The sequence below is a fragment of the Actinoplanes sp. NPDC051851 genome, from assembly GCF_040681165.1.
In the GTDB taxonomy this organism is placed as follows: domain Bacteria; phylum Actinomycetota; class Actinomycetes; order Mycobacteriales; family Micromonosporaceae; genus Actinoplanes.
Window position 1 is genome coordinate 70,735 of the sequence record NZ_JBFAYF010000014.1, and the last position, 21,248, is coordinate 91,982.

General features: G+C 70.1%; 17 protein-coding genes and 1 tRNA gene. 4 read left to right on the forward strand and 14 right to left on the reverse strand.

The window, feature by feature from the left end:
• Positions 1-221: 221 nt before the first annotated feature.
• The 3 genes from thrB to AB0M08_RS16370 all read right to left on the reverse strand — a co-directional run bounded on the left by thrB (position 222) and on the right by AB0M08_RS16370 (position 5,746).
• Positions 222-1,166 carry a homoserine kinase gene (thrB, locus tag AB0M08_RS16360; RefSeq protein ID WP_364493295.1) on the reverse strand — a complete coding sequence of 315 codons (945 nt, stop codon included), beginning with the start codon at positions 1,164-1,166 and terminating at the stop codon, positions 222-224.
• A gap of 20 nt (positions 1,167-1,186) precedes the next feature.
• The gene (locus AB0M08_RS16365; protein WP_364493297.1) at positions 1,187-2,431 is read right to left on the reverse strand and encodes an MFS transporter; all 1,245 of its coding nucleotides are present in this window, start codon (positions 2,429-2,431) and stop codon (positions 1,187-1,189) included.
• A gap of 78 nt (positions 2,432-2,509) precedes the next feature.
• Positions 2,510-5,746: an efflux RND transporter permease subunit gene (locus tag AB0M08_RS16370; protein WP_364493299.1), complete on the reverse strand. Its 3,237-nt coding sequence runs from the start codon at positions 5,744-5,746 to the stop codon at positions 2,510-2,512.
• A 201-nt stretch (positions 5,747-5,947) separates the two neighbouring features.
• Here AB0M08_RS16370 and AB0M08_RS16375 point away from each other — a divergent pair, with 201 nt between their 5' ends.
• Complete coding sequence (locus AB0M08_RS16375) at positions 5,948-6,331, forward strand: MarR family transcriptional regulator (protein ID WP_364493301.1); 384 nt, start codon at positions 5,948-5,950, stop codon at positions 6,329-6,331.
• On the opposite strand, the gene thrC is transcribed toward AB0M08_RS16375, so the two are convergent.
• From thrC to argS, 5 genes are read right to left on the reverse strand one after another with little or no spacing between them, the layout of a single operon-like run.
• A complete protein-coding gene (thrC, locus tag AB0M08_RS16380; protein ID WP_364493303.1) occupies positions 6,317-7,366 on the reverse strand; it encodes a threonine synthase in 1,050 nt (349 codons plus the stop codon). The two genes, AB0M08_RS16375 and thrC, sit on opposite strands and share 15 nt — an antisense overlap.
• Before the next feature lie 30 nt (positions 7,367-7,396).
• Entirely contained in the window at positions 7,397-7,774 is a 378-nt protein-coding gene (locus AB0M08_RS16385) for a VOC family protein (RefSeq protein WP_364493305.1), read from the reverse strand.
• Positions 7,774-9,054: a homoserine dehydrogenase gene (locus AB0M08_RS16390; protein ID WP_364493443.1), complete on the reverse strand. Its 1,281-nt coding sequence runs from the start codon at positions 9,052-9,054 to the stop codon at positions 7,774-7,776. Before AB0M08_RS16390 ends, AB0M08_RS16385 begins: the two co-directional genes overlap by 1 nt.
• 14 nt (positions 9,055-9,068) lie before the next feature.
• The gene (lysA, locus tag AB0M08_RS16395; protein WP_364493307.1) at positions 9,069-10,454 is read right to left on the reverse strand and encodes a diaminopimelate decarboxylase; all 1,386 of its coding nucleotides are present in this window, start codon (positions 10,452-10,454) and stop codon (positions 9,069-9,071) included.
• Between the two features lie 3 nt (positions 10,455-10,457).
• Positions 10,458-12,119, reverse strand: a complete 1,662-nt coding sequence (gene argS, locus AB0M08_RS16400) for an arginine--tRNA ligase (RefSeq protein WP_364493309.1) — start codon at positions 12,117-12,119, stop codon at positions 10,458-10,460.
• Positions 12,120-12,195: 76 nt separating this feature from the next.
• Here argS and AB0M08_RS16405 point away from each other — a divergent pair, with 76 nt between their 5' ends.
• The 3 genes from AB0M08_RS16405 (at position 12,196) to AB0M08_RS16415 (ending at position 13,813) form a co-directional block, all read left to right on the forward strand.
• Positions 12,196-13,011: a DUF3105 domain-containing protein gene (locus AB0M08_RS16405; protein WP_364493311.1), complete on the forward strand. Its 816-nt coding sequence runs from the start codon at positions 12,196-12,198 to the stop codon at positions 13,009-13,011.
• Positions 13,011-13,676, forward strand: a complete 666-nt coding sequence (locus AB0M08_RS16410; RefSeq protein WP_364493313.1) for a DUF305 domain-containing protein — start codon at positions 13,011-13,013, stop codon at positions 13,674-13,676. The genes AB0M08_RS16405 and AB0M08_RS16410 overlap by 1 nt, the downstream gene beginning before the upstream one ends.
• Before the next feature lie 65 nt (positions 13,677-13,741).
• A tRNA-Arg gene (locus AB0M08_RS16415) sits at positions 13,742-13,813 on the forward strand.
• Positions 13,814-14,096: 283 nt separating this feature from the next.
• Here AB0M08_RS16415 and menC read toward each other — a convergent pair.
• The 6 genes from menC to AB0M08_RS16445 form a co-directional block, all read right to left on the reverse strand.
• Positions 14,097-15,212, reverse strand: coding sequence for an o-succinylbenzoate synthase (gene menC / locus AB0M08_RS16420; RefSeq protein ID WP_364493315.1), 1,116 nt, complete (start codon positions 15,210-15,212; stop codon positions 14,097-14,099).
• A gap of 23 nt (positions 15,213-15,235) precedes the next feature.
• Positions 15,236-16,042: a GNAT family N-acetyltransferase gene (locus AB0M08_RS16425; RefSeq protein WP_364493317.1), complete on the reverse strand. Its 807-nt coding sequence runs from the start codon at positions 16,040-16,042 to the stop codon at positions 15,236-15,238.
• 335 nt (positions 16,043-16,377) lie between these two features.
• Positions 16,378-17,322: an SCO2521 family protein gene (locus AB0M08_RS16430; protein WP_364493318.1), complete on the reverse strand. Its 945-nt coding sequence runs from the start codon at positions 17,320-17,322 to the stop codon at positions 16,378-16,380.
• Positions 17,306-18,343, reverse strand: coding sequence for an SCO2522 family protein (locus tag AB0M08_RS16435; protein WP_364493320.1), 1,038 nt, complete (start codon positions 18,341-18,343; stop codon positions 17,306-17,308). The genes AB0M08_RS16430 and AB0M08_RS16435 overlap by 17 nt, the downstream gene beginning before the upstream one ends.
• A complete protein-coding gene (locus AB0M08_RS16440) occupies positions 18,340-19,275 on the reverse strand; it encodes an SCO2523 family variant P-loop protein (protein ID WP_364493322.1) in 936 nt (311 codons plus the stop codon). Before AB0M08_RS16440 ends, AB0M08_RS16435 begins: the two co-directional genes overlap by 4 nt.
• Positions 19,276-19,277: 2 nt before the next feature.
• Entirely contained in the window at positions 19,278-21,122 is a 1,845-nt protein-coding gene (locus tag AB0M08_RS16445) for an SCO2524 family protein (protein ID WP_364493324.1), read from the reverse strand.
• Positions 21,123-21,248 lie beyond the last annotated feature (126 nt).

The window sequence follows — 21,248 nt, forward strand, 5'->3', positions numbered from 1 at the left end:
TTCGCAGCAGCGGCGCGGGAGGTTGTGCAGCACGGCCGCTCGACGGTATCCCTGCCCGCCAGGGCTTGACGGGTAGGTCTCGGCGAGTGCAGCGATCTATGGACTGCTGCCCGGCATATGCCTTGGTGAGAGTTGAGACGGGCCTGGAAGGCCCAGAAATCTCGGGGGTGCCGAACCGCAGAGATCACTTGCTTCGCGGCTGTGCTAGGTCTTGAGCGTAGTCAACTCGTGCGACCTGCGGCAACAGGACCCCGCTCGGCGTGTTCCACCATACCCCCTTTCACAACCGCACCGTCGGCGTCCACGCCCAGCACTTCTCCGCGCCATTCCGCACCAGGGTGGAAATCGCCCGGGACCTCGGACAATGCGAGCACGGTCGGCCCCGCGCCGCTGACCACCGCCGCGACGCCGACCGATCGGAGGGCGGCCACGAGCGACGCCGTGCCCGGCATCCCCGCGGACCGGTACGCCTGATGCAGCCGGTCCTCGGTGGCAGGGAAGAGCATCGACGGGTCGCTCGTCAGGGCGTGGGTCAGCAGCGCGGCCCGGCCGGCGTTGAAGGCCGCGTCCCGGTGCGGCACCTCGGACGGCAGGGCGGCCCGCGCGGAGGCGGTGTACCCACGTTCCGACGGGACGAAGACCGTGGGGCGTACGCCCTCCGCGGGCAGCAGGCGCACCGCCCGCGCGCCGGAGCCCTCGGTCCAGGCCACGGTGAAGCCGCCGAGCAGGCAGGGCGCCACGTTGTCGGGGTGGCCCTCCATCCTCGCCGCGATGCGCAGCGCCGCCGCGTCATCGATCAGCTCGGTGCCGCCCACCACCAGGGCCCGGGCGAGCTGCACGCCACCCACGATGGCCGCCGAGGAGCTGCCCAGGCCGCGCGCCTGCGGGATCCGGTTGACGCACTCCACGTGCAGGCCGGGCGGGCGCTCCCCCAGCTCGTCGAAGGTGGCGAGCATGGCCCGGATCACCAGATGCTCGGCGTCCTCCGGCAGCTCGCCGGCGCCCTGGCCGACGACGGTCACACGGAAGCCGTCGCCGGTCACCCGGGCGGTCAGGTCGTCGTAGAGGGTCAGCGCGAGGCCCAGCGAGTCGAAGCCGGGGCCCAGATTGGCGCTGGTCGCCGGAGTACGCACGGCAACCGGGTCGGGGACGAAGGTCAGGCCCATCGCCACATGCTAGATCTTGATCATCTCAGCGGATGTTCCGGTGTGTGAAGTTCCTGCTCGGTGAGGGAGAGCCGGCGCGTACCGATCCGCCAGGCGATCGCGTACGTAAGTGTGATCAGACCGCAACCGGCGAGCACCGCCCGCTGGTCCACGTGGTCGACGACGGCGCTGGTGCCGAGCTGGCTGATCGCGATGGCCAGGGTGGCCAGCATCAGATCGGTGGCGAAGATCCGGCCCCGCAGCCGGTCCGGCACCTCGGCCTGGAGGGCGAAGTTGGAGAGGATCCAGTTGGTACCGCCCGCGAAGTGCGCGACGAAGACCAGCACGAGCACCAGGGGGAACCAGGGGCTGAACGCGACACCGACGTAGCCGAGGCCGTAGAGGGCCATCGACAGCGCCAGACCGGGCAGCAGCCAGGACCGGTGAGTCAGCAGCGGCCGGGTCACGAACGGGCCGACCAGGGCGCCGGCACCGCGGACCGCGAAGAGCAGGCCGGCCCCGAGCGCCCCCGCGCCGTGCGCCGCGGCGATCAGCGGGAAGACGGTCAGCACGCCGTTGCCGAGCCCGACCGCGGACTTCACCGTGACCAGGGCGAGCAACCGGGGCCGGGCGGCGATGTGGCCGAGCGCCTCGCGCATCGCGTGGACCGGGTGCGCCGGCGCCGCGCCGGCCCCCTGCGGTGCCTGCAGCGGGCGGCGGACCAGCGCGGTCAGCAGACCACCGGCGAGCAGGCAGACCGCGGTCACCGAGAAGCAGACGTACGGGCCGAAGGCGTTGCTGACCACGCCGCCGAGGGAGGCGCCGAGCACCGTCATGGTGCCCCAGGCGGATCCGGCCACGGCGTTGGCGGCGGGGAGGTCCGCCGGGTCCACCACGTTCGGCAGGGCGGCCGAGGAGGCGGGTGAATAGAACGCCTTCGCCACCGCCATCGCGCCGACCGCGACCACGGCGAGCGGGGCGGTGGCTGCCGAGCGGACCGCGAAGAGCAGCAGGACCGCGACGAGGGAGGCCAGGTTCGCGAAGATCAGGATCTTGCGGCGGTCCACCCGGTCGGCGACCGTGCCGGTGTAGGGGAGCAGCATCGCGTTGATGCCGGTGTCGGCGGCGAGCACCAGGCCGCCCCAGAAGCCGCTGCCGGTGAGCTCGGGCAGCAGGACGAGCAGCGGGACCATGACGAACCAGTCGGCACCGAAGACCACCAGCTCGGCGGCGAACAGTCGGCGGAAGTCACGGTTGCGGGTAAGGACCGAGAGGGCAGGCGGCACGTACGTGAAGATAACTCGTACCCGAGAAGCGGCCGATGCCCGGCACTGAGGCCGGGCATCGGCGTCCTCGGGTGACCCTTACTCCTGGGTCTTGGGCTTGCGCGGCATCTTGAGCACCTCGAACTGGTCGGTGTACCCCCGCAGTGCCCCGCTCGGCGCCGACGGCTTCTCCTCCTCCGTCACCTCGGGTTCGGGCGACGGCGAGGACGACGGCGACGGCTCGGAGGACGGCTCGGGCAGACCGGCCTTGCGGGCCCGCCGGGCGTCGCGCTTGGCCCGCGAGCGCTCCTTCCGGTTCTCCACCAGGGTGTAGAGCGTCGGGACCAGCACCAGGGTGAGCAGCGTCGAGCTGACCAGGCCGCCGATCACCACGATGGCGAGCGGCTGCGAGATGAAGCCGCCCTCGCCGGTGAGGCCGAGCGCCATCGGGATGAGCGCGAAGATCGTCGCGATCGCCGTCATCAGGATCGGCCGGAGCCGGTGGCGACCGCCTTCGATCACCGCTTCCTGTACGCCCATGCCGGCCGCCCGGTAGTGGTTGATCAGGTCCATCAGCACGATCGCGTTGGTCACCACGATGCCGACCAGCATCAGCACACCGATCAGGGCCGGCACACCGAGCGGGGTACCGGTGGCCAGCAGCAGGACGATCGCGCCGGTCGCCGCGAACGGGATCGAGACCAGCAGGATCACCGGCTGCAGGATGCTCCGGAACGTCGCCACCATGATGATGAAGACGATCGCGATGGCGGCCAGCACGGCGAGACCGAGCTGCTGGAACGCCTCCTGCTGGTCGGCGCTGACGCCACCCACCGTGTACGACGCGCCGGGCGGCAGGTCGAGCGCGGAGAGCTTCGCGGTCAGGTCCTTGTTGACCGTGGTGAGACTGGATCCGGTGACGGTGCCGGTGACCGTGGCGGTCCGGTCGCCGTCCACCCGGGTCACCTGCTCCGGGCCGTCCACCTGCTTGACGTCGGCGACCTGGTCCAGCGGGACCACGCCCTTCGCCGTGGTGAGCGGCAGTGCCTTCAGTGCGTCCGGGTCGGCGGGCGCCGTACCGAACGAGATGACGACGTCCTCGCTGGTGCCGTCGACGGTGATCTGCCCCGCCGGGGCGGACCGGAACGCCGCGGCCACGCTCTGGCCGATCTGCGCCTCGGTGAGGCCCGCGTCCGCGGCGGCCTTCCGGTCCACCACCACGTCCAGCCGCGGCACGCTGGCCGCCAGGGTGGTGTCCACGTCGGTGACGCCGTCGATGCCGGACATCGCGGCACGGACCTGCTCGGTGGCGGTGGTCAGCACGCCGGTGTCGGCGGCCTGCACCTCGACGGAGAGCTCGCTGCTGCCCAGTCCGGAGCTCTCCTGACCGATCTTGATCTCTCCGGCGCCGGTCAGTCCGGCGAACTCGGCCCGCAGCGACTCGGTGACCTCGTCGGCGTCGGCGTCCTCGTCCAGCGCCACGTTGAAGGTGGCCGTGCCGGCGCCGCCCCCGCCCGCGAACGGGTTCGACGAGTTCCCGCCGACGGTGACCTGGTACGTCGTGACGTCGTCCCGCCCGGCCAGGATCGCCTCGACCTTGCGGGCCGCCGCGTCGGTCGCCGCGAGGTCGGTGCCGACCGGCATCTCCTGGCTGACGGTGATGCTGTCCTGGCCGGACTGGTCCAGGAAGTTGGTGTCCAGCCGGGTGAGCAGCCCGCCGGTACCCGCCAGGATGAACAGGCCGATCAGGATCGTGGTCCAGCGGCGGGTGGTGGCGAACCGGATGACCGGCAGGTAGCCGCGCTGCAGCGGGCTACGCAGCTCCTTCTCCTCGGCGGCCGCACGGATCGCCTCGGTGTCGGTGCCGTCGGCCGGCGGCTTGAGGAACCAGTACGCCAGGACCGGCACCACGGTGAGCGCCACCAGCAGCGAGGCGAGCAGGGCCACCGTGACGGTGATCGCGAACGACGAGAAGATCTGCCCGATCAGGCCACCGACCAGGGCGATCGGCGCGAAGACCGCGACCGTGGTGAGCGTCGAGGCGACGACCGCGCCGGAGACCTCCCGGACCGCGGCGAGAATGGCGTGCACCTTCTCCTCGCCGTACTCGAGATGTCGTTTGATGTTCTCCAGGACGACGATCGAGTCGTCGACCACCCGGCCCACCGCGATGGTCAGCGCGCCGAGGGTGAGCAGGTTGAGCGTGTAGTCGCCGATCCAGAGGGCGATCAGCGCGATCAGCACCGAGAGCGGGATGGAGACCGCGGTGACCAGCGTCGAGCGGACGCTGAGCAGGAAGATCAGGATGACCACCACGGCCATCACCAGGCCGAGCAGGCCCTCGGTGGTCAGGCTCTTGATCGAGCGTTCCACGTACGGCGCCTGGTCGGTGATCACCGTGAGCGTGGCACCGGAGTCCTTCTCCAGGTCGGCGAGCATGTCGCGGACCTGATGCGAGATCTCCACCGGGTTGCCGTCCGGGCGCGCGGTGACCGCGATGCCCAGGCTGTCCACCCCGTCGGTCCGGGTGTACGACTCCGCGGCCGGCAGCTTGCTCTCCACCGACGCGACGTCACCCAGCTTCACCGGGCCCCGGGCGCCGGTCACGTAGACGGCCCGCAACTCGTCGAGCGTGGTGATCGGGGTCCCGACCTGCACGGTCAGCGAGTTGTCCCCCTCGGTGACCGAACCGGCCGGGATGGAGACGCCGTTGGCCTGCAACACCGAGGTGAGCGACGCCGGGCTGACCCCGGCCGCACCCATCTTCGCCAGGTCCGGCGTGATCACGACCTGTTCGGCGCGGGCGCCGGTGACCTGGGTGTCGCGGACGCCGGCGATGCCGTTGAGCTCCGGCACCACGGTCTCGTTGAGCTTCGCCAGCAGGTCGCTCTCGCCGGAACCGCCGGAGGCGGCCAGCACGATCGCCGGGATGTCGTCGGTGCCGCCGGCGAAGACCGAGGGGTCGACGTCATCCGGCAGCTGGGACTGGATCCGGTTGATGGAGGTGGTGACCTGATTCACGGCCGACTCGATGTCGGTGCCGTAGTCGAAGAGCACCACCACGCTGGAGACGTTCTCGCGGGAGGTCGACGTCACACTGTCGACGCCGTCGATGCCCTTCACCGCGTCTTCGATGGGCTTGGTGACCTGAGTCTCGACCGCCTCCGGGGAGGCGCCCGGCAGCACCGCGCTGACGAACGCGGCGGGCAGCGTGATCGATGGGAACAACTGCTGTTTCAGGGACGGGATCGCGAAGAGGCCGAAGCCGCTGATCACGATGGCGATCAGGGCGACGAGACCTCGGTTGGCAAGGCTTAGCCGTGTCATGCCTGACATGGGCTCTCCCCCGAGTAAACTTCGTCCGACACTGATAGTTTGCCCCACGCGAACAAATGGTTTTTCGCCGGGGCCCGCTGGTACCGTGCGTCATCAGATGGCATCGTCACGGTCATCAGCGGGTAATCGAAGGAGCGGGCGCTGAGCGAGAAAGAGCAGCTCATCGCTGACATCATGGGCGCACAGATACGCCTGGAGCAGTTGTTCGCGGAGGAACGGTCTGAGCTTCTGTTCTCGTCGCACCTGACGATGGCGCAGCTCAAGATACTGATCCTGCTGGCCCGCAACGGCACCGTCGCCGGCGGCGAGCTGGCCCGGATGCTCGGGGTCGGCGCGGCCGCGCTGAGCGGCATGATCGACCGGCTCGTGGTGCAGGACCTGGTCACGCGCACGGAGGACGTGAACGATCGGCGGGTACGCCGGATCGGTCTGACGAAGGCGGGCGCCGAAATCATCGACGGCATCATGACCGCCGGGATGGCGAGACACCGCGAGCTTCTCAGCCGGCTCACAGCCGAGGAGCTCGCGGTGGTGAATCAGGCGATCGGCCTGCTGTTGCGCGAGGCCGCGTCAGGCCAGCTCTAGCGCCTTCGCCGCGAGCAGGGCGTCGTTCGCGATCACGGTCGGCGACGGAGCGGTCGAGATGGCCCACTCCGGGTCCTTCAGACCGTGCCCGGTGACCGTGCAGACCACGCGCGAACCCGCCGGGATCCTGCCCGCCCCGGCCTGCTGGAGCAGACCCGCCACGCTGGCCGCGCTGCCCAGCTCGACGAAGACACCGACCTCGCGGGCGAGCAGGCGGTACGCGTTCAGGATGTCCCGGTCGGTGACCGCCGAGATCAGGCCGCCGGAGGAGTCCCGGGCGTCCAGCGCCTTGGTCCAGCTCGCCGGGTTGCCGATCCGGATCGCGGTGGCGATCGTCGACGGCTGCTCGACCACCTTGCCGGTCACGATCGGGGCCGCGCCGGAGGCCTGGAAGCCGTACATCTTCGGCAGCCTCGTGCTGTTGCCGGCCGCCTGGTCCTCCTGGTAGCCCATCCAGTAGGCGGAGATGTTGCCGGCGTTGCCGACCGGGAGGCAGTGGATGTCCGGCGCGTCGCCGAGCGCCTCGATGATCTCGAAGGCGGCGGTCTTCTGCCCGTGCAGGCGGAAGATGTTCACCGAGTTGACCAGGGCGACCGGGTAGTCCTGGGAGAGCTTCGAGGCGAGCGACAGGCAGTCGTCGAAGTTGCCGTCCACCTGGAGCAGCCGGGCGCCGTGCACCAGGGCCTGGGCCAGCTTGCCCAGCGCGATCTTGCCCTGCGGCACCAGCACCGCGCAGGTGATCCCGGCGCGGGCGGCGTACGCGGCCGCGGACGCGCTGGTGTTGCCGGTCGAGGCGCAGATGATCGCCTTCGCGCCGTCCTCGACCGCCTTGGACACGGCCATGGTCATGCCGCGGTCCTTGAACGATCCGGTCGGGTTCGCGCCCTCCACCTTGAGGTAGACGTCGGCGCCGGTGCGCTGGGAGAGGACCGGTGCCGGCACGAGGGGTGTGTTCCCCTCGTGCAACGTGACCACCGGGGTGGTCTCGGACACCGGCAGACGGTCCCGGTACGCCTCGATCAAGCCCCGCCACATGGCCGTTCTCCTTCACTCAAGCCGAAAGTCTCACGCAGGACGATGACAGACGGCCTCGACGTTGTTGCCGTCCGGGTCCCGCACGAAGGCCCCGTAGTAGTGCTCGTGGTACTCAGGATGGAGCCGAGGCTCGTGCAGAACCTCGGCTCCCAACGCCACCGCCGCCTGGAAGAAGGCGTCGACCGCGGCCCGGTCGGGCGCCGCGAAGGCGATGTGCGACTCCCGGTTGTTGAGATCCTCACCGGCCGCGTCGGCATTGCCGATCCAGAAATCCGCGTGGTCGGTGCCGTAGCCGATGGCCACCGTGAAATCCATCAGGCGAGTTCCGCCCAACGGGGCCAGGACCGCGTCGTAGAACGCGGCGCTGGCCTGCAGGTCGGTGCACTGGAAACCCACGTGGTCGAGCACTAGCCGGCCCCGCCCTCGACGCGCAGCACACTCGCGATCGAGCGGACGATGTCCAGCGACCCCAGCGCCTCGACGGTGGCCGCCAGCGCGGCGTCCGGGGCGCTGTGGGTGACGATGACCAGCTTCGCGTCGTCCTCACGGCCGGACTGCCGGACCGTCGCGATGGAGACCTCGTGCTGGGCGAAGACGCCGGCCACGGTGGCCAGCACGCCCGGGCGCTCGGCCACGTCGAGCGAGATGTGGTACCGCGTCATCGACTCGCCGATCGGGCGTACCGCGAGCTGGGCGTAGTTGCTCTCGCTCGGCGCACGGGTGCCGGTGAGCTTGTTACGGGCCGCCGCGACGATGTCGCCCAGCACCGCGCTGGCGGTCGGGCGCCCGCCGGCACCGCGGCCGTAGAACATCAGCGGGCCGGCCCCCTCGGCCTCCACGAAGACCGCGTTGTAGGCGTCGCCGACGCCGGCCAGCGGATGCGTGAGCGGGATCATCGCCGGGTGGACCCGGACGGAGACCGTGTCCGCGCCGCGCTGCGCGATGCAGAGCAGCTTGATCGTGCAGCCCATCTCCTTGGCACTGGCCATGTCGCCGGCGGTGACCGAGGTCATGCCCTCGCGGAACACGTCCGCGGCGGTGACCCGGGTGTGGAACGCCAGCGAGGCGAGGATGGCGGCCTTGGCGGCGGCGTCGAAGCCCTCCACGTCGGCGGTCGGGTCCGCCTCCGCGTACCCGAGCTCGGTCGCCTCCTCCAGCGCCTCGTTGAAGCCCGCGCCTGTGGCGGCCATCGAGGAGAGGATGAAGTTGGTGGTGCCGTTCACGATGCCGGTGACCGCGGTGACCCTGTCCCCGTGCAGCGACTCGCGCAGCGGCCGCAACAGCGGGATCGCGCCCGCCACCGAGGCCTCGTAGTACAGGTCCGCGCCACCCTCGGCGGCCGCGTCGTGCAGGGTGCCGCCGTCCTCGGCGAGCAGCGCCTTGTTCGCGGTGACCACGCTCTTGCCCGCGCGCAGCGCCTCGACCAGCCAGGTCCGGGCCGGCTCGATGCCGCCGACGACCTCGATCACGACGTCCACGTCGTCGCGCTTGATCAGGCCGAGGGCGTCGGTGGTGAAGAGCGCGGGGTCGACCGGCAGGTCGCCACGGTCACGGCCGAGCCGCCGGACCGCGATCCCGGCGATCTCCAGCGGAGCGCCGATCCGGGCGGTCAGGTCGTCGGCCTGCTCGTGCAGGAGGCGTACCACTTCGGTGCCGACGGTGCCACAGCCGAGCAGGGCGAGGCGCAGTGCCGGTTTGCCGTTCATCCAACATCCAATGCAAGCAGGTCGTCCTCGGTCTCGCGCCGCACGATGACGCGGGCGGCGCCGTCGCGCACCGCCACCACGGGAGGCCGGGGAACGTGGTTGTAGTTGCTGGCCATGCTCCGGCAGTAAGCACCGGTACCCGGGACGGCAACAAGATCTCCTGGCTGCACGTCGGCGGGCAGGAATTCATCCTTCACGACGATGTCCCCGGACTCACAATGTTTTCCCACAACGCGGGCGAGCATCGGCTCCGCCACGCTGGCCCGGTTCGCCACCGTCGCCGAGTACGACGCGTCGTACAGGGCGGTCCGGATGTTGTCGCTCATCCCGCCGTCGACGCTCACGTACGTCCGGATCCCGTCGACGTCCTTGACCGTGCCCACCTCGTAGAGGGTGAAGACAGCCGGCCCGACGATCGCCCGGCCCGGCTCGATGGAGAGGTGCGGTACCCGCAGCGAGGCCAGCTCGCACTCCGACTCGACGATCTTGTTGATCCGCTTGGCCAGGTCGCCCGGCGTGGACGGGTCGTCCTGCGAGGTGTACGCGATGCCGAACCCGCCGCCCAGGTCAAGCTCGGGCAGCTCCACCCCGCGCGCGTCCCGGACCTGCGCCTGCAGCTCCAGGATCCGCCGGGCGGCCACCTCGAACCCGCTGGTGTCGAAGATCTGCGAGCCGATGTGCGAGTGCAGTCCGCGCAGGTCCAGCACGCCCTCGTCGAGGATCCGCGCGCAGGCGGTGAACGCCGCGCCGCCGGCGAGCGAGAAGCCGAACTTCTGGTCCTCGTGCGCGGTCGCGATGAACTCGTGGGTGTGTGCCTCGACACCGACGGTGACCCGGACGAGTACGCCCGGGCGGCGGCCCGTCTCCCGCGCCAGCGCGGTCAGCCGCTCGATCTCGTGGAACGAGTCCACGATGATCCGGCCCACCCCGGCGTCCAGCGCCCGGCGCAGCTCGGCGACCGACTTGTTGTTGCCGTGGAAGCCGATCCGCTCGGCCGGGAACCCTGCCGAGAGCGCGGTGGCGAGCTCGCCACCGGAGCAGACGTCGAGGAAGAGACCCTCCTCCTCGATCATCCGGACGACCGCCCGGCAGAGGAAGCTCTTGCCGGCGTAGTAGACGTCGGCGCCCTCGAACGCGGCGGCGAAGTCCCGGCAGCGGGCCCGCAGATCCTCCTCGTCCAGGAGGTACGCCGGGGTGCCGAACTCGGCCGCCAGCTCGGTGGCGTCGACGCCGCCGACCCGCAGGACCCCGGAGTCGCCCCGGCTCACCGTGCGGGACCAGAGCTGCGGGAGGAGGGCGTTCACGTCCTCCGGCGTCCGCAGCCAGACCGGCCCGTGACCACCGAGGTCGCCGTGGAGCGCCCCGGCCTCGTGTGCGCGCATGCCCTACATCCTCTCCGGCGCCGAGACCCCGAGGAGGCTCAACCCGTTCGCCAGTACCGTTCGGGTGGCCTCCACCAGCCAGAGCCGGGCCCTGGTCAGGTCGGTCGCCTCCTCGTCGCCCTGGGGCAGCACCCGGCAGGCGTCGTAGAACCGGTGGTAGTCGGTGGCGACCCGCTCCTCCAGGTACACCGCGATCCGGTGCGGCTCGCGCAGCTCGGCCGCGGTGGCGACCACGGCGGGGAACTCGCCGAGCGTCTTGAGCAGGTTGTTCTCCCGCTCGTGGGAGAGCAGGCCGGGGTCGAGGTCGTCGCCGCGGCCGATGCCCAGCTCGCCGGCGTTGCGCAGCAGCGAGGCGATCCGGGCGTGCGCGTACTGGACGTAGAAGACCGGGTTCTCGCTGGACTTGCGGGTGATCTCCTCGATGTCCAGGGTCAGCATCGAGTCGGTGGAGGAGCGGGCCAGCGAGTACCGCGCGGCGTCCGCGCCGACCGCCTCCAGCAGCTCGTCCAGCGTGATGATGTTGCCGGCCCGCTTGGAGAGGCGGACCGGCTGACCGGCCCGGACCAGGTTGACCAGCTGGCCGATCAGGATCTCGATGTTCTGCGCCGGGTCGTCGCCCGCACACGCCGCGATCGCCTTGAGCCGGCCGATGTAGCCGTGGTGGTCGGCGCCGAGCAGGTAGACGCAGCGGTCGAAGCCGCGCTCCCGCTTGTTGATGTAGTACGCCGCGTCCGCCGCGAAGTAGGTCTTCTCGCCGTTCGACCGGATCAGCACCCGGTCCTTGTCGTCGGTGAAGTCGGTGGTACGCAGCCAGATCGCGCCGCCGTCCTCGAAGATGTGCCCCTGCTTACGGAGCGTGTCGATGGCGTGCTCGACCGCACCGCCGTCGTGCAGCACCTTCTCCGAGAACCAGACGTCGAAGTGCACGCCGAAGCGCTCCAGGCTCTCCCGGATCTCCGTCAGCATCAGCGCGTACCCGCGGGACCAGAAGACCGGCAGCGCGGTCTCGGCGGGCTGCCCGGCCAGTCCCGGATCCTCGGCGAGGATCTGCTGGGCGATCTCCGCGATGTAGTCGCCGCCGTAGCCGTCCTCCGGGGCCGGCTCGCCGTTGGCCGCCGCGTAGAGCGAGCGGGCGAAGCGGTCCACCTGGGCGCCCGCGTCGTTGATGTAGTACTCGCTGGTCACCTCGGCGCCCGCGGCGGTCAGCACCCGGCGCAGCGAGTCGCCGACCGCGGCCCAGCGGGTGTGGCCCAGGTGGATCGGCCCGGTCGGGTTCGCCGAGACGAACTCCAGGTTGATCCGCTGGCCCTGCAGCGTGGTGTTCCGCCCGTACGCCTCCCCGGCCTCGACCACGGTGCGCGCGATCGTGCCGGTGACCGCGGCGTCCAGCCGGATGTTCAGGAAGCCGGGACCGGCGATCTCCACGGACGTGATGCCCGGGCGCCCGCTCAGCTCCTCGGCGAGCGCGGCGGCCAGTTCACGCGGCGCGACCCCGGCCTTCTTGCCCAGCTGCAGCGCGAGCGTCGACGCGTAGTCCCCGTGCTCGGGGTTCCTCGGTCGCTCCATCACCGTGGTGGTGGGCAGCACGGCCACATCGAGGCCACGCGTCTCGAAAACGGCACGAGCGGCTGAGAGAACGGTGTCAGCAAGGTTGGCGGGAGTCACCGACCCATGCTATCGGGGGTAGACTTCGGCGTTCGGCGGCCGCCCCTTCACCCATATATCGAATCGACGAGGCACGATGAGTATGAGCACGCCGGGTCCCGAACGGGTCCCGTCCACCGTCAAGGTCGGCAAGACGACCGGTCAGGGTAAGCCTCCCACAGGCAAGCCCGGCGCGGCCCGTCCCGGCGCGAACAAGCCCGGATCCGGCAAGGGTGGCAAGGGCCGTAAGGTCGTCACCCCGGTCAAGGTGAGCGGAGGCCGCAACTGGGGCCCGATCGCCGTCGCCGGTGTCGTGGTGCTCATCGCCGTCGGCATCATCGGCTACGGCGTCTTCGCCTCGGTCAAGGGCTCCCGCGACTGGACCGAGAAGATGGCCGACATCAGCGGCGTCGTCAACTACCGCGCGCAGAAGAACACGCTGATCGACGACCGGACCCACAAGGACGGCACTCTCACGTACGTGACCACCCCGCCGGTCGGTGGCGCGCACAACTCGGTCTGGCAGAACTGCATGGGTGACATCTACACCTCGCCGATCGCCAACGAGCACGCGGTGCACAGCCTCGAGCACGGCGCGGTCTGGGTGACGTACAAGGAGGGCCTCGCCGCCGACCAGGTCGCCGTCCTGCAGAAGGAGGTCGAGGGCACGGACTACATGTTCATGTCCCCGTACGCCGGGCTGGACCACAACGTGTCCGTGCAGGTGTGGGGCTACCAGCTCAAGGTCGACGACGTGAACGACCCGCGGATCGCCGAGTTCATCAAGGCCGCCCGGGTGAAGGCCTCGATGGAGCCGGGCGCGGCCTGCTCCGGCGGCAACACCAACTCCGACCCGGTCACCTCGGCCGCCTCGGACGGCTCCACCACGATGAACCCCTCCACCGGCAGCTGATGACCCCCACGACAGACGCCTCCTCCGACGCCGCCACGGCGTCGGAGGAGCTCTCCGGCACCCCCGCCCGGCGACGGTTCGGCTACACCGCCGTCGCCCTCCTGCTGCTGGGCCTCCTGCTCGGCGTCGGCGGCGGCCTGGTCATCCCCCATTTCCGTACGCCCGGCGAGAACTCCGTCGAGGCCGGCTTCCTCCGCGACATGTCCACCCACCACGCGCAGGCCGTGGAGATGTCGATGCTCGCCCACTCCGGCTCGGACACCCCCGGCATCGTCACGCTGGCGAACGACATCGCGCTCACCCAGCAGGCCCAGATCGGCTACATGCAGGCCTGGCTCCGCGACTGGAACCTGGACCCGACCGGCAGCCAGGAGCCGATGGCGTGGATGCCCGGCTCCGACGGCTCGGTCGTCGACGGCCTGATGCCCGGCATGGCCACCGCCGACCAGATGGCGTCCCTGCGCAAGGCCACCGGTAAGGAGCTCGACGTCCAGTTCCTCACCCTGATGCGCCAGCACCACCTCGGCGGCATCCACATGGCCCAGGAGGCCGAGAAGCTCTCCACCAACAAGAACGTCGACTGGATCGCCGACAGCATGGTCACCGCCCAGCAGGGCGAGATCCAGCTGATCGACACCCTGCTCAAGCAGGCCCAATCCAGCTGACCGCCGACACGGCGGAACCGATTGGCGGTGGTTCCCGGGAGCCTGCTAGGCTTCTGAACCACTGGGCCCCCGTAGCTCAGGGGATAGAGCGTCGCCCTCCGGAGGCGAAAGCGCAGGTTCGAATCCTGCCGGGGGCACGATGTGATTGGGCACCTGTGCCAGCGGAGAGCGCTGGCCGGTGCCCATCGTGCTTTCCTTCCTGAGGCCCGAGCCTCAGACTCCGCGCCGTGGGGCTCCGCCCCCGGATCCCCGATCGCCCCGGTGGTCACGCTTCGGCGGCTCGGCTCGCGGTCCTTCGCTCAGAAGCATGCTGGGACGGGCTGTATGACGTGCTGTGAAGCATTGTCGGCGCCGCATCGGGAATGACCGAGGCGTTGGCTCCCGGACTGTCGTCTGAGGGCCAACGCCTTCGGGGTGGGGCTACGGGATGGGGACGCGGGATCTGGTGTGGCTGGGGGCGGTCCACTCGTACTGGGGGATCGCCTCGGTCAGGGCGTCGGGGGTCGGATCGACGCCGATGCCGGGGGCCGTGGGGACCGGGATGGAGCCGTTCTCGATGAGGAAGGGCGGGGTGATGTCGTTCTTGAAGAAGCGGGTGGAGGCCGACAGGTCGCCGACCAGCTCGGCGAAGTCGGGGAGGGCGGCCAGGGCGATGTTGGCGGCGCGGCCGATGCCCGTCTCCAGCATGCCGCCGACCCAGACCGGGATGCCACGCTCCCGGCAGACATCGTGAATCTTGCGGGCCTCGAGGTAACCGCCGACGCGGCCCGGTTTGATGTTGATGATCTGTGCGGCGCCCTGCTCGATCGCCTGGACGGCCCGCTCCGGTGAGGTGATCGGCTCGTCCAGGCAGATCCGGGTCCTCAGGCGCCGTGCCAGTGCGGCGTGGCCCGCCATGTCGTGCTCGGCGAACGGCTGCTCGATCATCAGCAGGTCGTACTCGTCGAGCCGGGCCAGGTGGTCCGCGTCGGCCATCGTGTAGGCGCCGTTCGCGTCGACCTGCAACGGCACCTCGTCGCCCAGCTTCTCGCGGACGGCCCGGACCCGTTCCACGTCCCGGCCGGGTTCGATCTTCAGCTTGATGCGCTGGTAGTGCTCCTCGTTCCAGTACCGATCGACGGTCCGCAGCAGTTCGTCCATCGGCATGAGGCCGACCGAGACGCCCGCCTTGACCGAGGTGGACTCGGCACCGAGGAAGTCGGCGAGCGAGCGTTGATCCTCCCGCAGTTGAGCGTCGAGGATCGCGGTCTCCAGGGCGGCCTTGGCCATCGGATTGCCGGGAACCTTCCGGAACAGCTCGTTGGCCTGCTCCGCCGAGACCTCGCCCAGACTCGCGACCAGCGGGATGAGCTCGTCGCGAAGCATCGTGACGGCGCCGGCGATGCATTCGGCCGAGTAGATCGGCTCGGCCGTCGCGGCGCACTCGCCCCAGCCGATCGCGCCGTCCCGGGTGTGGACGCCGACCAGGAGCGCCTCGCGGTAGTACTCGGTGAACACCGAGGTCTGGAACGGCGTGACCAGGGGTAACGTGACCACGCACAGCTTGATCCGCTGGATTCTCAAGGCTCGTACACCGGCCTCACTGCCTCGGGAAGCAGCACGTACTCCCAGGCCTTGCTCATGCCGGCGACTCGGTAACCGTCCGCAATCAGGGACTGGAACCGCTCACGTACGGCTACCCGCTCGGCCTGGATGGCCGCGCGCGCCGTGCCGATGTCCTTAGGCACGACGATCAGCTCCGCCTCGGGGAGGACGGAGGCGTGCCGCCGCATCTCCCCCAGTTCCCCGGCCATCGCCTGGGTCACCCATTCGTTGCGGAGATCCCAGGTGACCAGCAGCCGATCGGTCTCCTGGCCGGTGTTGGCGCCATCGTCGATCCGGCCGTAGAAGTCCGGTTCGTAGGCATCGACGGAGACACCAAGCTTGCACAGATTGAAGTACGCGTTGCGGGATACCAATGGGTCAAAGGTCCACGTGATTGTTTCTATGTCACGCGTTAGAGCCCATCGGAGCTGATGCCGCTTCATCGCGTAGCCAATCCCGCGACTACTCAGCGCAGGCAGAACGCCGGCCATATACGAGTGGAGCTGATCCGGACGGCCATCAGTGAGGGAACCGAACATCCCCACCGTGCAGCCGAGCAGCTTGCCACCTCGATAGGCGCCCACCACGTAGTTCCCCGAGTGGGAGAGCGCACGCAGTAGGCTGGTACTCATCACCTCACCGCGAGCGGCTTCACTCCGCGCGCCCCAGACCTCGTGCAACAGCCCGGCCGCCTCGGCCAGTTGCTCATTGGACTTGAGAGCAACCAACTCAAGGTCGGGTACTGCCCCTTGTGCATCCGTGGTGGATTCCAGCTCCGCCACGGCACCTCCGGTCGTCACCACCGCTACCTCGCGATCTCAGCCCAGGTGCGAGCAGAGTCCATGTCAGGGCGAGGTCTTTGGTGCCCTTACCTTCGACATCGGAGCAGCCCTCAGGCTTGAGCCCTGCTCGCAGCCAAATTGAGGGGACCCTACAGCGAAATAAGGCCACTGGGAATTACCCCCAAGTACCCCACCTGTTGCGCCAGTCCGATTCTAGAACATTCCCCCTGATCAGCGACCGGAACACTTCGATCCACGGGGACACCGAGAGCGCCACGCGGCACGGGAATCTTCGCTCTAACGGATTAAGCCGATTCGGACGAATCACCCTCGCGTCAGCTGAACAGCGGTGTACCCTCTGCGGCCCTTTCCACCAGCGCGGCGGCCATCGCCATCTGATCGCGGATGCGCCGGACGGACGCGTCCCACTGGCGGGACAGGCCCGGCCGGCTCTCCAGTCCCTCCCAGATGGACAGCCCCGCCCCGCCCAGCCGGGCCGCCGGCATCCAGAGGTGCAGTAGGTGATCCACGGCCGGCCGCAGGCGCCGGACGCTCTGGGACGGCTCGTCCACCCCGATCTGACTCCCCTCGATCACCGTCATCAGCGCGGTCAGCAGCCAGTCGTGCAGTGCCAGATCCTCACAGAGCGCGATGATGTCGGGCATCGCCATCCGGCCCAGCACCAGGCGGACGGTTCGCAGGCCGTCGTCGTGGACCGAGAACCGGATGCGGGGGGTCTCGGTGGCCTCGTCGGTCAGGACGGCCCAGCGCAGCACCGTACGGCGGGCCCGGACCGGTGGCCGGCGGTCCAGTACCGGCGAGCCCTGGACCTCGGCGATCAGCCGGTTGCAGAGCGAACCCATGCCCATCGTCGACTGCGAACGGTCCGCGACGAGGTGGGCCGCCGCCGACCCGGGCAGGTCGATCCGGCCCAGCGACTCGACCACCCCGGGCCGGGCGAGATAGTGGCCCCAGGACTGGCGGTGCCCGCCGATGACCGGGTCGATCTGCGCGACGACCGAGCCCTGCAGGACACGGCCGCCGGTCAGGCACACCCGGCCCGAGAGCGTGCCGACGCCGCGCACCTTGGCACCGGAGCGGGCGGCGATCCGGCAGTCCACCCCGGTGAACGTCTGCGGGCTGACGGCGTAGCTGATCGGCCGCTCCGAGACGCGTACCCGCTCGCCCGCCATCAGAGCCAGCGCGTTCTCCGCCAGGTCTCGCGGCACGCTGCCGGAGTGCCGCAGAGCGGCGGTCTGCACCTCACCGAGGATCAGCACCGCGCACCGCTCCCGTGTCCACGAAGAGGTACTCGATCCGGTCGACGACCGAGGCGGCCGGATCGATCCCCTCGTCGGCACCGCGCGCGCCGATCTGGGCGAGCACCGCGGGATCGACCGCGACCTGCTGCAGGATGGTCCGGACCGCGTTCTCGATCGGGAGGAACAACGGTGCGCAGACGGTCATCGTCCGGTAGGCGTTGAAGGGCGCCGGCCGCTTGGTGACCTGCATGACCATGGGCAGGTCCGTCCAGTGCTGGGGCAGTTCCTCGGGCATCGGGACGGGCACGGCCACCCGGCGTCCGTTGTCCCGGAGCACGCCCAGGCGCAGCAGTTGCCAGGTGGCCGCCAGCATCGAACAGGACCAGAGCCGGCGGCCCCGGCCCTCGTCCCGCCACAGCTCGATGTCGGCGAAGATCGAATGGTTCAGCGCGGCGTTCTCGGCGGGCGGTACCCAGGTCACCGGGCTCTTCATCGCCTCGTGCTGCTCGGTCGCCGGCGACCGCTGGCCGTTGCACAGCCAGCCGGTCTGGCGTACCGGCGGGCGGGCCGCGGTAGTGTCCGGCGGTGGGTCCTCGACCAGGCGGGCCTCCACCAGACCGGCCGGGGAGAGCGAGGCCGGCAGGCGTTCGGGCTCGGCCTGATCGGCGACGCCGGCCGGGACCCCGCTGTCGGCGCAGCCCGACTCGCGGGCCAGATAGTCGATCTCCAGATCGCTGGCGTGGGCGGCCTTGAGCAGTTTCGGGATCAGGGTGCGGGGCGTCTCCGGCACCGCGAAGTAGTCGTCGATCAGCACGCAGGTGCTGATCCGTGGGGTACGGCCGGGGAAGAGGTCACCGCAGGCCTCCCGGGCGGCCTGCGCCCACCGGGCGATCCGGCGGAAGTGACCGATGAAGAACTCCTCGTCCTGTCGCAGGTCCGGGGCGTAGAAGTGACCCAGCTCGATGGAGAGGTGGGCGAGCGGCACCGACTCGACCCGGCTGTCCGCCGTCGACTCGAAGAACTCGGCGTCGGCTCTCATGCGCCGGCCCACATGTCGTCGCTCGCCAGGTTGACGGCGAGCTCGTCGAAGGCGGCCACCGTCGAGCCGTTGGCGATGTCCCGGGCGACCACGTCGTTGTCGGAGAGCAACTGCTCCCGCCACTGCAGGACCGGGTCGAGCGGCACCGAGCCGAGCAGCGCCCGGCGGCCCACCCCGTGCTGCCCGGCGAGACGGCGCAGGTCCTGGTCACAGTCGCGCAGCCAGGCCACCTGTGCCGGGCGCAGGCCGCGCAGCTCGGCCGAGTCCGGGTCGACCACGGCGGTCCGGACGAAGCGGATCGCCGCGGCCAGCCGCTTGCGGTCGTGGCCGGCGCGCTCACCGGTGTCCAGGATGCCGTCCCGGCCGTGCACCAGGCCGCCGGCCGCCGGGATGTGCTGCCGGGTCCAGCGATGGAAGACCAGCCAACGGGCCACCACGCCGCGCAGCGCGACGTCGGCGGTCGCCTCCAGCACCATCTGGGTCGCGTACGACCGGCCGGCGCTCAGATCGATGAGGCACATGTCGAACTCCTCGTCCAGCGCGAGGAGCAGCCGGATGCACCGGCGCAGTGCCTCCTTGTCCGGCCGGAACTCGCCGCCGTCCTGATCGCCCGGGAAGAGCATCAGCTGACCGGCGCCGGGCGGCCGGTTGCGCAGGCTGGCCCGGGCCGACCGGTTCCAGATGTCGATCCGCCGGGGTTCCTCGACGGCCGCCTGGTGGTCCTGCTCCATGAGGTAGGAGTGCATGCCACCGCCCTGGGTGACGCCCCGGGTCGCCTCGTTGATCTGGAAGATGGATCCGGCCGTGGGAGAGCCGAAGTCGAAGTCGAGGTAGCAGACCTCGGCGCCGGCCAGCGCACGCCGGTAGACGACGTTGCAGCTGGTTACCGACCGACCGGTGCCACCCTTGTCGGACGCCGCGAAGACCAGCACCGTTATTCCCCGACCTCGAACTCCCGGGCCGCGGCTAGTTTGTCCAGCTCGCGTAAGACCTCCAGGGTCAGCGCGGCGGAGGTGCCGGGACGGGTCGCCATCAGGCGGCGGGCCCGGCGCAGTCCGATCGACTGCCGGGTGAGGCTTTCGCGCAGCGCCGGACCGCCCGAGCCGGAACCGCGGAGCTGCTCCTCGTCGAAGACGTCCTCGGCCTCGATCAGCAGCTCGGCGGCGACGTCGGCGAGCACCACACCGGAGGGTGGCGTGCCCTGCACCAACTCGGCCGCGGTGGCCATGCACTGCACCACCCGGTTCGTGTGGTACCAGCTCGGCTCGGTGCGCTCCGGGAGCGTGGGATAGACGTTGGCCGGGTTGTCCCACAGGCCCGCGCCCTTGCCGTTTCGCAGCCGCCGTTGCTCCAGGTGCCCCCAGATCCGGTCGGTCAGGTCCAGCAACCGGGCGCGCAGCCGGTGGTCGTTGACCCGCTGAGCGACCGATAGTGATCGGCCCAGCAGCAGCGTGCCCAGCTCGCCCATCCGCCAGCCGACCCGGGGCGACTCCGGGCCGCCCAGGCTCTCGGCCCCGTTGAACTGGATCCAGGTCCCGGGGTGGTGCAGCAGCAGCGCGGGGTCGTCGGCGAGCGGGCGCCGCCGGATCCGGCCCCGGTCGGCCAGGTCCTCCAGGATCCGGGTGAGCCGTTCCAGGTCGGAGTCGGGAGCACCGCGGTCGGCCAGCGCGTGCCGGACCAGGGAGAGCACCAGGAGGCTGTAGTAGTCGCTCTCCTCCTCGTCCGTCGTCCGCCAGGGCAGGTCCTCGATCGGCCAGCGCTCCTCGCCGAGGGTGGCGACCGTCGACCAGTACCGCTGGGCGAGGTCCCACTGCAGGTTGAGCGTACGAGCGAGCAGCTGCTGCTCGTCGTCGAGCAGGCCGACCCGCCGGGTCGCCGGGTCGAAGAGCTCGCGGATGCCGTCCACCGCGACGACGGTGAAGTAGAGGTAGGGCGCCGACTCGGCGTGGCCCACCTGGGAGTAGACGGTGCTCCCGGTCTTCACCGGCTCGGAGTCCCTGACGATCCCCCACGACCAGCCGCACTCGAAGAGGAGATCCCGGTTCTCCAGCAGGTCGGCCACCGTGGCGTCGTTCGGGCTCAGCTCGCGGAGGCCGGCCATCACGTCGCTCAGTCCCTCGCGGATCCGGTTGACCACCGCCGGCGAGTATCCGTCCGGGCTGGCCTTCTCGCAGAGCACCCGGCCCTCCGAACTGTCGGCCCGGAAGATGTTGACGGTGAAGCTGCGCTGCAGGCCGGCCATCGCCGCGGTGAGCCGATCCCGGGCGAGGCGTTCGACGTTGTCGACCTCGGCACGGTTGCTCGCGCGCTGTACCTGGTTGCGGTAACTGCGGGCGAACCGGATGACCGCGGTGGCGAGCACGACCGAGACGGCGAAGGCGTCCACCACCTCGACCGCCTTCTGCTCCTCCGTGGCCGGGCGCTGCTCGCCGATCGGAGTACTCACGTAGGTGCCGACGGAGAAGACCGGCAGCTTGCTCTCCGCGTCCGTGTAGGTCTCGAAGTACTGCGCGAGCAGGCGGATGATCCGCTGGGGGATCTCCACCGCGCTGCCGAAGGCGGAGAGCGCGGCGCAGACGTCGGGCCGGGTCTCATCCGGCCGGTCGAAGCGGATGTCGTCCAGCCGGATCGGCGGCAGCAACAGACAGAGCAGCATCTCGGCGTCGCTGATCGAGTTACGGCCGGACCGGTCGTCCCAGGTGAACTCCGTGCCCGCCCCGCACCATTTGGACAGGGATTTCCACACCGACAACAATTCCTGGCGGGGCTGAAGTCTCATTGGCCGGAACCCACCGTTCGTCCACTATTAGAAATACGACCGATTCCACCCTAGCTCCGCGACTAGAGGCGCACCGCGAATCCCGTGGAAAGACCAGCCTTCCATCAACCGTCCCACTATCGCAAC

Coding starts and splice junctions, on each gene's coding strand:
- thrB (WP_364493295.1), bottom strand. CDS start 1,166: ATGGGCCTGACCTTCGTCCCCGACCCGGTTGCCGTGCGTACTCCGGCG.
- AB0M08_RS16370 (WP_364493299.1), bottom strand. CDS start 5,746: ATGTCAGGCATGACACGGCTAAGCCTTGCCAACCGAGGTCTCGTCGCC.
- thrC (WP_364493303.1), bottom strand. CDS start 7,366: ATGTGGCGGGGCTTGATCGAGGCGTACCGGGACCGTCTGCCGGTGTCC.
- lysA (WP_364493307.1), bottom strand. CDS start 10,454: ATGCGCGCACACGAGGCCGGGGCGCTCCACGGCGACCTCGGTGGTCAC.
- AB0M08_RS16405 (WP_364493311.1), top strand. CDS start 12,196: ATGAGTATGAGCACGCCGGGTCCCGAACGGGTCCCGTCCACCGTCAAG.
- AB0M08_RS16410 (WP_364493313.1), top strand. CDS start 13,011: ATGACCCCCACGACAGACGCCTCCTCCGACGCCGCCACGGCGTCGGAG.
- AB0M08_RS16435 (WP_364493320.1), bottom strand. CDS start 18,343: ATGAGAGCCGACGCCGAGTTCTTCGAGTCGACGGCGGACAGCCGGGTC.
- AB0M08_RS16445 (WP_364493324.1), bottom strand. CDS start 21,122: ATGAGACTTCAGCCCCGCCAGGAATTGTTGTCGGTGTGGAAATCCCTG.